The sequence below is a fragment of the Haliea salexigens DSM 19537 genome, from assembly GCF_000423125.1.
GTDB lineage: Bacteria > Pseudomonadota > Gammaproteobacteria > Pseudomonadales > Halieaceae > Haliea > Haliea salexigens.
In genome coordinates this window covers 422129-435840 of sequence record NZ_AUHJ01000001.1, presented here as the reverse complement: position 1 = coordinate 435840, position 13712 = coordinate 422129, and the positions used below count along the sequence as shown (strand labels likewise).

11 protein-coding genes are annotated in these 13712 nt (G+C 61.8%); 6 read left to right on the top strand and 5 right to left on the bottom strand.

Features of this window, described 5'->3' with window-relative positions; translation table 11 throughout:
- Positions 1–74: 74 nt before the first annotated feature.
- Entirely contained in the window at positions 75–1094 is a 1020-nt protein-coding gene (locus tag G533_RS0102070) for a phosphotransferase (protein WP_035525903.1), read from the bottom strand.
- 180 nt (positions 1095–1274) lie between these two features.
- On the opposite strand from G533_RS0102070, the gene G533_RS0102065 reads away from it, so the two are divergent.
- The gene (locus G533_RS0102065) at positions 1275–2975 is read left to right on the top strand and encodes a class I adenylate-forming enzyme family protein (protein WP_027948526.1); all 1701 of its coding nucleotides are present in this window, start codon (positions 1275–1277) and stop codon (positions 2973–2975) included.
- Here the strand turns inward: G533_RS0102065 and G533_RS0102060 are convergent, their stop codons facing one another.
- A complete protein-coding gene (locus tag G533_RS0102060) occupies positions 2976–3749 on the bottom strand; it encodes a ferredoxin--NADP reductase (protein WP_027948525.1) in 774 nt (257 codons plus the stop codon). It lies immediately after the preceding gene.
- 113 nt (positions 3750–3862) lie between these two features.
- Between G533_RS0102060 and G533_RS0102055 the strand changes: the two genes are divergently transcribed.
- Positions 3863–4747: a LysR substrate-binding domain-containing protein gene (locus tag G533_RS0102055; protein ID WP_027948524.1), complete on the top strand. Its 885-nt coding sequence runs from the start codon at positions 3863–3865 to the stop codon at positions 4745–4747.
- Between the two features lie 32 nt (positions 4748–4779).
- A complete protein-coding gene (locus G533_RS20175) occupies positions 4780–5325 on the top strand; it encodes a SprT family zinc-dependent metalloprotease (protein WP_035525901.1) in 546 nt (181 codons plus the stop codon).
- A 14-nt stretch (positions 5326–5339) separates the two neighbouring features.
- Here the strand turns inward: G533_RS20175 and G533_RS0102045 are convergent, their stop codons facing one another.
- The 3 genes from G533_RS0102045 to G533_RS0102035 all read right to left on the bottom strand — a co-directional run bounded on the left by G533_RS0102045 (position 5340) and on the right by G533_RS0102035 (position 10428).
- Positions 5340–8192 (bottom strand): DUF748 domain-containing protein, encoded by a 2853-nt coding sequence (locus G533_RS0102045; RefSeq protein WP_027948523.1) that lies wholly within the window; start codon positions 8190–8192, stop codon positions 5340–5342.
- A 68-nt stretch (positions 8193–8260) separates the two neighbouring features.
- Positions 8261–9259, bottom strand: coding sequence for an AraC family transcriptional regulator (locus tag G533_RS0102040; protein ID WP_027948522.1), 999 nt, complete (start codon positions 9257–9259; stop codon positions 8261–8263).
- The gene (locus tag G533_RS0102035; RefSeq protein ID WP_027948521.1) at positions 9259–10428 is read right to left on the bottom strand and encodes a GGDEF domain-containing protein; all 1170 of its coding nucleotides are present in this window, start codon (positions 10426–10428) and stop codon (positions 9259–9261) included. The genes G533_RS0102040 and G533_RS0102035 overlap by 1 nt, the downstream gene beginning before the upstream one ends.
- A gap of 131 nt (positions 10429–10559) precedes the next feature.
- On the opposite strand from G533_RS0102035, the gene G533_RS0102030 reads away from it, so the two are divergent.
- The 3 genes from G533_RS0102030 to G533_RS0102020 are packed head-to-tail and all read left to right on the top strand — an operon-like array spanning position 10560 to position 13691.
- Positions 10560–11735 (top strand): acyl-CoA dehydrogenase family protein, encoded by a 1176-nt coding sequence (locus G533_RS0102030; RefSeq protein WP_027948520.1) that lies wholly within the window; start codon positions 10560–10562, stop codon positions 11733–11735.
- 36 nt (positions 11736–11771) lie between these two features.
- Positions 11772–12545: an SDR family NAD(P)-dependent oxidoreductase gene (locus tag G533_RS0102025; RefSeq protein ID WP_027948519.1), complete on the top strand. Its 774-nt coding sequence runs from the start codon at positions 11772–11774 to the stop codon at positions 12543–12545.
- 12 nt (positions 12546–12557) lie between these two features.
- Complete coding sequence (locus G533_RS0102020; protein WP_027948518.1) at positions 12558–13691, top strand: CaiB/BaiF CoA transferase family protein; 1134 nt, start codon at positions 12558–12560, stop codon at positions 13689–13691.
- Positions 13692–13712: the final 21 nt, after the last annotated feature.

Genomic DNA, 13712 nt, shown 5'->3' with positions numbered 1-13712 from the left:
TGTACGCGCGGTGGCGCCTGCTGGATGCTTCTCTTGGCGGCGACTCGGCGCAGTCGCCGCCGCGGTCGCAGTCGTCAGCGAATGAGGTCAACGGCCAGCTGTGACAGGGGCCCCACCAGGTTTGCCCTCGCGTCGGCCTCTTGGCTGGAAGCGGTGCCGATCAGCGCACGCTTCTTGATGCCCTGCACAATGGCGGCCAGGCGGAACAGCGAGAAGATCAGGTAGAAGTTCCAGTTCTCGATGCCCGCGCGGCCGGTGCGCTCGCAGTAGCGCGCGATGTATTCCTCGTCCGTGGGGATGCCCAGTGATGCACGGTCCACCCCGGCCAGTCCTTTCATGCTGCTGTCGCGCGGCAGCATCCATGCCATGCACTGGTTGGCGAGATCGGCGAGGGGGTGGCCGAGGGTGGAAAGTTCCCAGTCGAGCAGGGCAATCACGCGCGGCTCGGTCGGGTGGAACATCATGTTGTCCAGCCGGTAGTCGCCGTGTACCAGGCTCACGGTGCCGTCGTCCGCCGGCATGTTCGCCGGCAGCCAGGTCAGCAGGGTTTCCATGTTGGCCACGGTTTCGGTTTCGGAGGCACGGTATTGTCGGGTCCAGCGCGCCAGCTGACGTTCGAAGTAGTTCCCGGGTTTGCCGTAGTCAGACAGGCCCACCGCGTCGACGTCGACATTGTGCAGCGCTGCCATGGTCGCGTTCATGGCATCGTAGGTTGCACTGCGCTCTGCGTTGTCTGCGGCATCCGGCAGCACCGGGTCCCAGAGAATACGGCCCTCCATGTATTCCATGACATAGAACATTGAGCCAATGACCGAGTCGTCTTCACACAATACGTGGGTTCGGGGCACGGGCACGTCAGTGTTCTGCAGCGCACTGATAACCCGGAATTCACGGTCGACCGCATGGGCGGACGGTAGCAATTCACCGGGCGGTTTCCGCCGCAATACGTAGGAGCGCTCGCCCGCGGTCAGCTTGAACGTGGGGTTTGATTGCCCGCCGGGGAATTTCTCTGCGGTAAGGCTGTCGTCCATGTCGGGCAGGTGGTCTGCCAGGTAGGCGGAGAGGCGCCTGGTATCCAGTTGCTGCGAGCTCATGATGATCCCTTGGCTTGTGTTATTAAACGTGTAGTCTGGCGCGCCGCGAGGGCTGCAACAATGACGCGGGGCGACAATATTGTTGACCTGCGCCGACACCGTGGACGAGCGTTGAGCATGCCAACGGCTCGGGGTATGCTGCCGCTTCCTCACCAGCAGAAGTCTAACAGAGGTTTTACTGTGTACGAGCATTTGAAGCAGGCATGGCAGGAATTGACAGGGCCGGGGCAGCCGTTTGAGGTGACAACCGAGACGGTGGGCAGTGTCCCGATTCGCACCTTCCGCCACGCGCCGCCTTCGCTGCGCGAAATCTGGTTGAGCACCGCCGGGCACGCAGACAAGGATTACCTGGTATTCAGCGGCGAGCGCTGTACCTACAGCGAAGCCCACACGTTCACCGCCAGTATTGCACGCTGGTTGCACGATGCGGGGGTTGGCCCCGGTGACCGGGTGGCGATCGCCATGCGCAATTATCCCGAGTGGATGCTCGCCTACTGGGCGGTCACATCCATGGGAGCTGTGGTGGTGGGGATGAACGCCTGGTGGGTTGCGCAGGAAATGGCATTTGCTCTGGAGGATTCGGTGCCACGGGTGCTGATCTGTGATCGCGAGCGACTGCAGCGGTTCAGTGAGATCCGTGAGCGCTTTTCCACCATGAAGGTCGTTGCGGTGCGCCTGCAGGACGAAGCGCCAGCCTGGGCGACAGACTGGGTTGAGGTCATCAACGCCAGGCCGGACCTGCCGGCGGTTGCGATCGCCCCGGAAGACGATGCCTGTATATTCTACACATCAGGCACCACCGGGCGCCCCAAGGGGGCGCGCCTCACGCACCGGGGCTGTGTTGCCAATGTAATGAATGTGGCGTTCATCAACACCGTGCAGCCCATGGCAGTGGCCTTGGCCAAGGGCACAACGCCACCAGCGCCGGGTTCTTCCCCCGCCCCCAATTCCCTGCTGGCAACTCCGCTGTTCCATGTCACCGCCAATAATTGTGTGGCGCATGCCACCACCTTGGCCGGGGGCAAGCTGGTGCACATGTACAAGTGGGATGCGGCGGATGCACTGCGGCTGATTGAAGAAGAAACGATTACCACATTCAACGGCGTGCCCATGATGGCGCGCGAGATTCTCATGCACCCGGATTTTGCCCGTCGCGATACTTCGTCGCTGCTGGTGCTGGGCGGCGGGGGGGCGGCGCTGCAACCGGACCTGGTGGAGAAAATACAGGCCCGTTCAGTGGCGGCGCGACCGAATACAGGCTACGGCATGACCGAAACATCAGGCATCATCGCCGCGGTGTCAGCGGAATTTTTTGTCGACAAGCCGTCCAGCGTCGGCCCCGCTGTGCCCACGCTGGAGGCCAAGTGTGTGGGGCCCTCGGGTGAGGACCTCGGTGTCAACGCTATCGGTGAGCTCTGGGTGCGCGGCGCGCCGGTCATCAAGGGTTACCTGAACCGCGCAGATGCCACCGCCGAGTCGATCACCGACGGCTGGTTGCATACGGGCGACATCGCGCGTATCGATGAGGACGGATTTATTTTTCTGGTCGACCGGGCCAAGGACATGGTGCTGCGGGGCGGGGAAAATGTGTACTGCGCAGAAGTCGAGAACGCGCTGTTTGCCCATGACGCGGTGGCGGAGTGTGTGGTGTTCTCGGTAGCGGATGAGCGCCTCGGCGAGGAGGTGGGGGCCGCGGTGTATCTGCAGCCCGGCGTCGAGCTCAACGCCACGCAACTGCGGGCCCATTGCGCGGGCCAGCTTTCACCCTACAAGGTGCCACGGTATATCTGGTTTTTGCCGGAGCCCCTGCCGAGAAACGCCAGTGGCAAGTTTCTCAAGCGCGAGCTCCGCGAATCCCTGCAGGTCGCTGACGCAGATTAATCAGCTTTCCACAAAGGCCCGCTCAATGACGTAGTGGGCGGCCTTGCCGTGGCGTGATTCCTGGAAGCCGCGCCCGTTGAGCAGGGTGCCCATGTCTTTCAGCATGCTGGGGCTGCCGCAGAGCATAAAACGGTCATTGTCGGGGTCGATTGGCGGCAGCCCCACATCGGCCGGCAACTTGTCGCTGTGCAGGAGGTCGGTCAGACGGCCGGTGTTGCGGAAAGCTTCGCGGGTGACGGTAGGGTAGTAGATCAGCTTGCCGCGAATCTCGTCACCGAGGTATTCATGCGCCGGCAACTCACGGGTAATCGCATCCTGATAGGCCAGCTCGCTCACGTTGCGGCAACCGTGCGCCAGGATGACCCGCTCAAAGCGCTCGTAAATGGCGGGATCCTTGATGATGCTCAGGAAGGGGGCGAGTCCGGTGCCGGTACCCAGGAGGTAGAGGTTGCGCCCCGGCAGGAGGTTGTCGAGGACCAGCGTGCCCGTCGCCTTGCTGTTGACCAGTAGTTCGTCACCGACGCGGATGTTCTGCAGCTGTGAGGTGAGGGGGCCATCAGCCACTTTGATACTGAAGAACTCGAGCTGGTCCTCGTAGTTGGCGCTGGCCATGCTGTAGGCGCGCAACAGCGGCCGTCCCTCGCGCTCCAGGCCAATCATGGTGAAATGCCCGTTTTCGAAGCGAAAGCCCGGATTGCGCGTGGTCTTGAAGCTGAACAGGCGGTCTGTCCAGTGGTGTACTTCGGTAACGCGTTCGCGCAGCAACGTCGCCATGTTCTTTCTCCCGAGTAGTCGTATGCAGTGGCGCTACTGTAAGCACGGGGTGTATATTGGTAAAACAGTTTTTATAAATATATGATAGCTGTAAAACCGATATAGGAGCCGTTATGCGCTACACCCTGAGACAGTTGGAGGTGTTCATTGCCACGGCGCAACACGAGAACATCAGCCGGGCGGCGTCGGACCTTGCCATGTCGCAGTCAGCCGCAAGCGGCTCGCTGCGCGAACTCGAGCAGCAATTCAATGTGCAGCTGTTCGACCGCCTCGGTAAACGGCTGCGCCTCAGCGAGCTGGGAAGACAGCTGCGCCCCGCAGCGGAGGAGTTGCTCGATCGGGCGCGCGCGCTGGAGCAGGGCATGCTGGGGGAAGAGGTCAGCGGACGGCTCCAGCTCGGTGCCACCCTGACCATCGGCAATTATCTTGCGGTCCCCATGATTGCGGCTTTTCGTACGCGCTTCCCGGCGGCCGATGTGGCGCTCAGCGTGGCCAATACGGCGGCCATCGCCGAGAAGGTGGCACACTATGAACTCGATATCGGCCTGGTTGAGGGTGAGCTGAGCCACGCTGATTTGAGCTGTGAGCCCTGGCAGGCGGATGAGCTTACCGTGTTCGCGGCGCCCGGCCACCCGCTGGCGCGGCGCCGCGCGCTCACTGATGATGACCTGCTGTCGCTGGAGTGGATTGTGCGGGAGCCGGGGTCCGGTACCCGGCAGACCTTTGATCGCGCCATGCATGGCATCCTGCCTGCATTGCGTCTGGCCCTTGAACTGCAGCACACCGAGGCTATCAAACGTGCCGTGGAGGCGGGTCTGGGCGTCGGCTGCCTGTCGCGCATTAGCCTGGTTGAGGCCTTTGCCCGCGGCTCTCTGGTACCCTTGCGGGTTCCGCATCGCGATTTCACGCGGCGCCTGCATATTGTGCTGCACCGGCAGAAATTTCATACCGCCGCACTGCGCGAGTGGCTGGCACTCTGTCACGAACAGGCGTGGTGAAGCCGCACGCACATCGCGGTTACAATGGGCCCATGAGCAGCGACGACAAATCCGCCAGCGTACCCATCGAGCCGATTGGCACGGCGCAACGTGCGCAGGTGATCGCTGCAACCCAGGCCTGGGTTGACCGTGCAGTGGCCCTGTTGGCGCAACCACTTGCGCTGCCCACCGTGCTCTTTGACTTAAGTGGCGGCAGTGCGGGGATGTTCCGGGTGCAGGGAGCGAGCTGCAGTATTCGCTACAACCCCTGGATTTTTGCCCGTCACTTCGACGAAAACCTGCAACACACGGTACCGCACGAAGTCGCACACTATGTGGTTCATATGCGTTATCCGCGTCGACGCCTGAAGCCGCACGGGCCGCAGTGGCAGCAGGTGATGCAGTTGTTTGGGCGTCCGCCCCGGGTGACGTTCGATCTTGCGCTGGACGGTGTGCCGATGCGTCGCCAGCGCCGCCATCCCTACCACTGTGGTTGTCGCGAGCACGCGGTATCCACCGTGCGTCACAACCGCATGCGCGAGGGGCGCGCTCGCTACCTGTGCCGCTATTGCAGTGGCGTGCTACGCCCAGCCGGCTGACGGCCGGCGCCGCTTCAGTCCACCGTTATCGCCAGCTCCACGCCGCTAAAGCGCTTCTCGGTGCTCTCTTCTTCGCTGGCAGTGACGCCCAGTCGCTCTGCCGGGATACCTTCATTGAGCAGGAAATCCTTCGTGGTGGTGGCGCGCTGCGTGGCGAGTGTGGTGAGTGCCTCATCCGGCACCGGCCACTGATCGCGGAGTATCCGCGCCTGTTGCAGCACAGACGGGCCCTCTGCATCGGCGTCGGTGGGTTCTGCCGCGGGGAGTTCGGCGTAGAGATTTGTCACCACGTCCTCCCAGGCCCGGGTGCGGTCGCGGATGTCCTGTTCGCTCAGCCCGGCGTCGAGCAGCGCTGAGCGGGCAAGTTGGCGTTGCAACTGAGTGCGGTCACTGTCCAATTCCAGCCTGCCGCTGATCTGTAAAGACAGCTCGGGCCTTTGCTGCATCGCTGCAGCCAGATCCCGCAACTTGCCCTGACCATGGTCATCCAGTTCGCTGCTGCCGGCCGCAAAGTCCACGGTGTCCAGGTCCTCGCTGCTTCCCACCAGGTTTGCCAGCAGGGCAAAGGGTGCGGTGATGGCCTTGGTGAGCAAATTGACAAAAGCCCCCGCTATGACACTGCCAAGGCTGAACTGGGGATTGTTGACATCGCCGCTGACCGGTACTGCAAGATCAATCACGCCGTTGCTGTCGGTCAGCAGGGCAATGCCCAGGCGGAGCGGCAGGTCCAGCGCCTTGCTGCTTTCAATGCGCTCTCCGAGCTTGAGCTGGTCAATCACGATCTGGTTGTTGCCTTGCAAGCGGTTGTTTTCCAGGCCATAGCGCAGGTCAACAGTCATCACGCCGTCTTCGATGGCATAGCCTGCGTAGGTCCCTGAATAGGGCGTCAGGCGGGCCATATCCAGCCCGCGAAAGCGCAGCCTGAGGTCCAGTGAGGGCGGCTCCTGCAGGGGGCTCGCGGTGCCGGAGAACGTCACTGGTGCATAACCATCCACCGACCCCTTCAGGTCTACCTCCAGAGGCTGCCCTTTGCGGCTGCTCAGGCCGGTGATGCTGCCATCGAGATCACCGACCACCGTGCGGAAACGGATCGGCAGCGACTCATCGAGGAAATCCAAGGTGCTGTTGGACACGAAAATCGCAGGTAGCTCCACCGTCCAGGGTGCTTCCTGTGTGGTATCGGCAGGTTGCTCGGGTTCTTCGCTGGGCGGCGCTTGCGGGGCTTCTATTGCGGCCTCCTGCGCCAACAGTCGTTGTACATTGAGCTGCCCGTCCTCCTGTATGTGCAGACGTCCCTGGTAGCCCTCTATGTGCAGCTCGTTCAGGTTCACACTGCGAGCCAGTGGCTGCACATCGAGCCCCGTCCAGGACACGCTGTCCCAGCGCGTCAGCGCATCGTCCGCTCCGCGCAGGCGCATGGAAAAGTCGATGACGGCGCCGTCGGCGTTGACAGTTTGGGGCAGGAATTTCTCCAGCCGTACGGTGCCTGCGGTACGCGCTTCGCCGCTGCCGATCTCGGCTCGCAGCACCGCGGGCAGGTTGGGTGCAAACCAGGCCAGCGGCAGGGACTCCAGCGCGAAAGCGACATCGCCTTCGCCGGTGCCGGCATGCAGGGCGCCCGCGAGATCGAATTTGGCGGCATCATTGATTGCCAGCGACAGGGAGAAGGCCGATGGCTCCCTGGCGGGCCAGCGCACATCACGCAGTTCGGCGGTCAGCGGTGTTACCTGCAGCAGGGCCGGCTCGGTGAATTCGCTGCGCCAGTGCAGGGCGCTCTGCTCCATTTCCGCGAGTTTCAGCTGTAGCGACCAGTCGAATTCAGCGGGCTCTGTCGGTGGCTCTGGCGCACTGTCTGCCTCTGCGTCGCCGGGTGGGGGCAACAGCATCTCGGCCAGGCTGACGCGGCTGCCTTCGCTCCAGCCACTGACCTCTAGCCCGCGTATTTTCAGTGAATCCAGGGTCGCGGTTTGCGGTGCACTATCGACGCTGAAGCCCGCAAGGTTCAGCGCCTGCAGCGCAATGCCGGTGTCGGGCAGCTGTGCATCCTCGCCCGGGGTCAACGACACGTCTCGAATACCCAGTGTGCCCCCCGCAAGGGTGTAATGCAGGGCATCGGACCAATCAAGCGTGTAGTCGAGTCCCATATCGAGCTGGCCTCGCGCCAGCGCGAAGGTGACCCACGGGCGTGCGAACCGCCACGCCGGTCGCAGGTCAATGTTTGTCAACTGCAGTCGGCCGCTGCTTTGACTTGCCGGCAGTGAGACCTCTGCCTCCCACAGCACCTGACCTCCGCCTTCGGTGTTTGCGCTCAGTCGATAAGGTTGACCCGCCTCCTTCACGGTAGACAGATTGGTCACCGCCAGGCTGAAGTCATCGATATGTGTGCTGTAGTTCTGCGGATGGCTGTTATCCGTGAAATCGATACGGCGCGCGCTGAGGGCCAGGTCGGCGATGGTGATACCCGGGAGTGGTGCATCGGGCTCGTCGTCATCCGGGCTGTCAGCGGGCAGGAAATCGGCAATATTCAGCTGGCCATTCTCTTCGCGGCGCAGGTGTACCGAGAGATCTTGCAGAGCGACTTTATCGAGCACCAGGCTGGCGTGGATCAGCGAGGTCAGCGACAGGTTTACCTCGGCGTAGCTGAAGGCCATGAAGGGCTCACCGTCTGGCTCACTGAGGGCGGCCTCACGCACCTGCAGCGCGAGCGTGAATGGATTGAACAGAATCAGCTCGGTATTCAATTGGCGGCCATACTGGTCCTGCAGGAATCGATGCGGCAGGATATTGAGTGCCGGCAACAGGATCAGCATGCTGCAGGCGAGGTATACGGTGTAGGCGATGATCAGGCCTTTAACGGCACTGCGCACGGGTCGACCTCCGAAATCTATCGTGAGCCATCACTATACGACAATTGATGCCGGGTCGCAGTGGGTGCCTACAAGCCCTTGCGGTAGGTGTAGGGAGTCAGCCCTGTCCAGCTTTTGAAAGCGCGGATGAATGCGCTGGCTTCGGAAAAGCCCGAGCGGTGTGCGATCTCTTCAATAGAGATGCCTTGCTTGCCGAGAAAATGCAGGGCCGTATCGCGACGCAGCTGGTTCTTGATGTCCTTGAAGGTAGCGCCCTCTGCGGCGAGGCGCCGGCGCAGGGTCTGCGGATGAATATCCAGAGCGTCGGCCACGGTGCCAAGCTCGGGCATTTCCTGCAGGCTGTGGCGGATCTGGTCACGCACCCGGGCTGTCCAGCTGTTGCGCGGAAAATCCTGCGTCAGCATCATCAGTGCCGGGTGTCGCAGATAGTGCCGCAGACCCTGCTCGGTTTGGGTGATACGCTTTTCCATCAGCGCTCGGGAGAACACCAGCTCGCTGTGCTGTGCTTCAAAGAACACCGGGTTGGCCAGAAACATGTGACGGTAGTCTTCCGGTTGTGCGGCCGGCGCGTAGGCCAGGTTCACCGCCTGGATGGGGAGGTGTTCCTGTACCAGCCAGCTGCTGAAGCGGTGGGCATTGAACAGCATCAACTCAACGGGCCAGGCTTCGAGGGTGGTGCCCTCCTGGGCTTGCAGGCGCAAGCTCACCTGGTCGGGTTCTTCGATAAAGCAGGGCCAGGGGGAGGATTCGAAGAGCTGGAAGAAGCGGCAGTAGCGATTGAGTGCCTGGCCCAGCGTTTCACAGCCGATAACAGCATGGCACATCATGGACCAGGTGCCGATGGGCAGACGCCGCGTGGAGTATCCCAGGGTTTCGTCCTGCATCGCCAGCATGGTGCTTACCTGAAGGTTGGCATAGCGCTCGATGGAAATACGCGCGCCCTTTTCCAGCATCAGGCGCGGAGAGATACGGTTCTTGCGCAGGAGCTCCATCGGATCGAGACCAATCGCCACGGCGTTGCGTAGCACCGCGCGCGCGAAATAAACCGAAATGGACAGGTCGCGCATCAGGTCTTCCCGCCATTGCGCGAAATCTGCAGCGGCCGGTGCTCCACGGCGGCCACCCGGTTGCGACCGGTGTGCTTGGCCAACATCAGGGCGCGTCGCGCATCCGCGCAAAGCTGCTCCAGCGTGCCCTCGGCGCGGGCATCGGCTATTCCAAGGCTCACCGTCAGCGGGATGGGGTGATCATCGATATGCAAACCCTTCGTCGCCAGGTGTTCCTGGATACGTTCAGCGAGATTGCGCGCTCCCTCCAGCGTGGAGTTCGGCAGCACCGCGAGGAACGTGTCGTCGTCGTAGCGGGAGATGACATCGCTCGCGCGGCATTCGGTCTCCAGGCAGCGCGACACCTGTTGCAGTGCGCGGTCCCCTGCGCCGTCGCCAAAGTTACTGTTCAACTGTCGCAAATGGTCAATGTCCAGCATGATTGCCGCGGTTGGCTGGCCGTGCCGGGCGGCGTTGGCCAGGGTGACATGCAGCGCGCTTTCCAGGCCGCGACGGTTGAGCAGGCGGGTTAGAGGGTCCAGCGTATTCATGCGCAGGAGTTGCTGTTGTTGCTCCAGCATCATCGCCACCAGATAGCCGAGCATCACCAGCACATGGGCAGCGCCGTGCAACGCCGCCGCGACACCGCCAAACGGCATGGCCGCCGGGCTCAGCAGCAGGCGTAGCGACTCCAGCATTGCGAGGGTCAGGGCAACCCCCGCAAGGGCGACCAGCACGTCACCCGCGTTGCCGCCACGCCAGCTGCGGCGTGCATGCAGCAGGGCAATGGCGACGCCGAGCACTGCACTGGCGGTCGTGTAGAGCAGGGCAGCGTGTTGCGCTTGCAGTGCCAGCAGGCCCAGCGTGGCGGTCCCTGCCAATGTAGCGATGGCAGCGCGGCCGGTGCGGGCTTCGCTGCGCTGCATCCCGGCCAGCAGCAGCAGGCTGCTACTGAGCAGCGAGGCGGCAAAGGCGACGCCTGGCGGCAGGCTGAAAGCGGTGAATTGCGCCACCGACACGGCGGCCACCGCCAGCAGCAACAACAGGAAGTACAGGGTGAACAGGCCCAGACCTCGCGGCGGTGTGCGCACGCCGCTCAGTACGTGCAGAATGAACAGCTGTGCGCCGACGAGCGCCAGCATGGCGCCGCAGAGGAGGGGGGTGATTGTATCAAGCAGGCTGCTCGTCATGTCGGACTTGGGCTCGGTCGCAGATGGCTGTTAGTTTAGGTCAATAAAATTGTCTGCACGGGTCATTGTTGGCGGGTTCCGTGCTCACCATACTGTCGTTTTAATCCGCCAACTACCAGAGGCAACAAAGCATGCTGCAACGCGATTTTACGGATGAACAAAACATGTTCCGTGATGCCTACCGCAAGTTTCTCGCTGCGGAGATTGTGCCACATATGGAGGCCTGGCGAGAGGCGGGTATTGTCGATCGCGCCGCTTTTCGCAAAGCGGGCGATCAGGGTTTCCTGATGGTGTGGCCAGAAGAGAAGTACGGCGGCATGGGTGACCCCGACTTCCGTTTTGAACAGATCATCATCGAGGAGACCGCCTACGCGCGTGCCGGCGACTGGTACAGCACCTTGCACAGTCGTCTGGTAGGTCCGTATTTCACACGCTTTGGTAGTGAGGAGCAATGCCAGCGCTTTCTTCCCGGCTGCGTAAGCGGCGAGCGCATACTTGCCATCGCCATGACTGAGCCCGATGCCGGTAGCGACCTCGCCGGCATGCGCGCCACCGCCGTTGAGCAGGGTGACCACTGGGTGCTGAATGGCTCCAAGACCTACATCTCCAACGGCATTAACGCCGATGTGGTCATTGTTGCGGCCAAGACCGATCCCGAAAACAACCCTCACCACATGACGCTGTTTCTTGTAGAACGTGGCATGGAGGGGTTCGAACGTGGCCGAAACCTGAAGAAGATGGGGCTCAAGGCGCAGGACACGGCGGAATTGTTCTTCAACGACGTCAAGGTGCCCAAGGCCAATGTGCTGGGTGAGCCGGGCAAGGGTTTCATCTATCTGATGGAAGGATTAGCCGAGGAGCGCCTGATCGGTGCTTGTGGCTATTTGTCCGCCGCGCAGCTCTCCTGGGATTTGACGGCGGAGTTTGTGCGCGAACGCCGGGCGTTTGGCAAGCCGCTGGCGGCGTTCCAGAATACCCAGTTCAAGCTGGCGGAAATGCGCACAGAACTGGATATCGCACAGATTTATGTCGACCAGTGCGTGCGCGCGTTCAATAATGGCGCCCTGACGGCTGTGGATGCCGCCAAGGCCAAGTTGGTCACCAGCGAGCTGCAAATTGCCGCGGCAGATCTGGGTGTGCAGCTGCATGGCGGCGCCGGTTTCATGGATGAATACCCCATCAGTCGACAGTGCACGGACGCCAAGATTGCAACCATTTATGCGGGCAGTTCCGAGGTGATGAAGATTATCATCAGCCGCGATTGCCTGTCGGACAACTACACGCCGTTCAACACACGGAATTTCTGACCACCGCAACGTACAATAGACCAGCAGGAGAACATCATGGATCTGACAGGAAAAGTAGCCATCGTCACAGGCGGAGCGTCCGGTTTGGGTCGGGCCACCGTCGAGGCCTATGTCGCCAAGGGCGTCAAGGTCGCCATCTTCGACATGAACGAGGCCAATGCGCAGGACGTCATCAACAACCTCGGCGCCGACAATGTCGCGTTCTGGAATGTCAACGTGGCCGATGAAGAGTCGGTGCGTGACGCCGTGGCAGGCGTAGTTGAAACGTTTGGCGCCCTGCATATCTGTAACAACTACGCCGGCATCGGCAGTGCCTGCAAAACCCTGGGCAAGAATGGCCCTTTCCCGCTGGATCAGTTCCTGCCGGTGATCAACGTCAATCTGGTGGGCACCTTCAATGTAGCCCGCTACGCCGCCGAGCAGATGGCCAAGAATTCACCTGTCAACGGTGATGACGGCCGGGGCGTAATCATCAATACGGCGTCTATTGCGGCGATGGAAGGGCAGGTCGGCCAGTTAGCGTACAGTGCCAGCAAAGGTGGCATTGTCGGTATGACGCTGCCTATGGCGCGCGATCTGGCCAGCTATGGCATCCGGGTCAACACGATTGTTCCCGGCCTGATTCACACGCCCCTGTTCGAGAGCCTGCCGGAAGCGGCTTACAACTCGCTGGCCAGCAGTGTCTGCTACCCGCGCCGACTGGGTCGCGCCGAGGAGATCGCTCATCTGTCCGTGTTCATTGCCGAAAACGATTACGTGAATGGCGAGTGTATCCGTCTGGACGGTGCCATTCGTATGCAGCCTCGCTAGGGAGACATCACCATGGGACCTTTGAACGGTTTTACCGTAATCGAGTTGGCCGGTATAGGCCCGGCTCCCATGGGCGGCATGATGCTGGCCGATATGGGTGCCGAGGTGATTCGCATTGAGCGTGCCAATGCGGCGGACCTGAAGCAGCTGAAGGATGTCAGCGCGCGCGGCAAGAAGTCTGTTGTACTCAATCTCAAGCAGCCGGAGGGCGTTGAGACCCTGCTGCGCATGGTCGAGAACGCCGATGTGCTGATCGATCCCTACCGCCCGGGTGTCTGTGAGAAGCTCGGTATTGGCCCGGATGTCTGTCTTGCTCGCAACCCGCGGCTGGTGTTCGCACGCATGACAGGTTGGGGGCAGGATGGCCCCCTGGCCCGCGCCGCTGGCCACGATATCAACTACATCTCACTGACCGGTGCACTGTTCGCAACCGGTCGGCGCGACGAGAAACCGGTGCCGCCATTGAACCTGGTGGGCGACATGGGCGGCGGCGGTATGCTGTTGGTCAACGGCGTGCTGGCAGCTCTGCTGGAGGCCGCGAACTCCGGCAAAGGGCAGGTGATTGACGTTGCCATGGTCGATGGCGCCGCACAGTTGATGTGGATGTTCCACGGCTTTGAAGCCGTTGGCGCCTGGGATGCCACGCAGCGTGAGTCCAACCTGCTGGACGGTGCGGCACATTTCTATGACACCTACGAGTGTGCTGACGGCCGTTACATTTCTCTCGGTTCCATTGAGCCGCAGTTCTACGCGCTGTTGATGCAGCTGGCAGATTTGCCGGACGCTGAATTTGGCAATCAGCATGATGCGGCGCGCTGGCCGGAGATGACCGAGAAGCTGGCAGCGGTCATCAAACAGAAGACCCAGGCTGAGTGGTGCGAGCTGATGGAGGGTACCGATGTGTGTTTCGCCCCCGTACTCTCATTTACGGAGGCGCCCAGCCACCCGGCCAATGTGGCGCGCAAAACCTATGTCGAAGTCGATGGTGTGACCCAGCCGGCACCGGCTCCGCGTTTCAGTCGCACGCCGTCGAGCGTCGCGCACGGTCCGCGTGGGCTGGGTGAGGATACGGTCTCTACCTTGTCCGCCATGGGTTTTGCCGAAAGCGAAATCCAGGCACTCCGCGAAGCGGGCACCATTGGCTAAACACGCATGCAGGAAGGATAG

What these genes read in the sequence shown, in the direction of transcription:
- G533_RS0102030 (WP_027948520.1), top strand. Translation starts at nt 10,560, where the DNA reads ATGCTGCAACGCGATTTTACGGATGAACAAAACATGTTCCGTGATGCC.
- G533_RS0102055 (WP_027948524.1), top strand. Translation starts at nt 3,863, where the DNA reads ATGCGCTACACCCTGAGACAGTTGGAGGTGTTCATTGCCACGGCGCAA.
- G533_RS0102020 (WP_027948518.1), top strand. Translation starts at nt 12,558, where the DNA reads ATGGGACCTTTGAACGGTTTTACCGTAATCGAGTTGGCCGGTATAGGC.
- G533_RS0102035 (WP_027948521.1), bottom strand. Translation starts at nt 10,428, where the DNA reads ATGACGAGCAGCCTGCTTGATACAATCACCCCCCTCCTCTGCGGCGCC.
- G533_RS0102070 (WP_035525903.1), bottom strand. Translation starts at nt 1,094, where the DNA reads ATGAGCTCGCAGCAACTGGATACCAGGCGCCTCTCCGCCTACCTGGCA.
- G533_RS20175 (WP_035525901.1), top strand. Translation starts at nt 4,780, where the DNA reads ATGAGCAGCGACGACAAATCCGCCAGCGTACCCATCGAGCCGATTGGC.
- G533_RS0102040 (WP_027948522.1), bottom strand. Translation starts at nt 9,259, where the DNA reads ATGCGCGACCTGTCCATTTCGGTTTATTTCGCGCGCGCGGTGCTACGC.
- G533_RS0102025 (WP_027948519.1), top strand. Translation starts at nt 11,772, where the DNA reads ATGGATCTGACAGGAAAAGTAGCCATCGTCACAGGCGGAGCGTCCGGT.
- G533_RS0102060 (WP_027948525.1), bottom strand. Translation starts at nt 3,749, where the DNA reads ATGGCGACGTTGCTGCGCGAACGCGTTACCGAAGTACACCACTGGACA.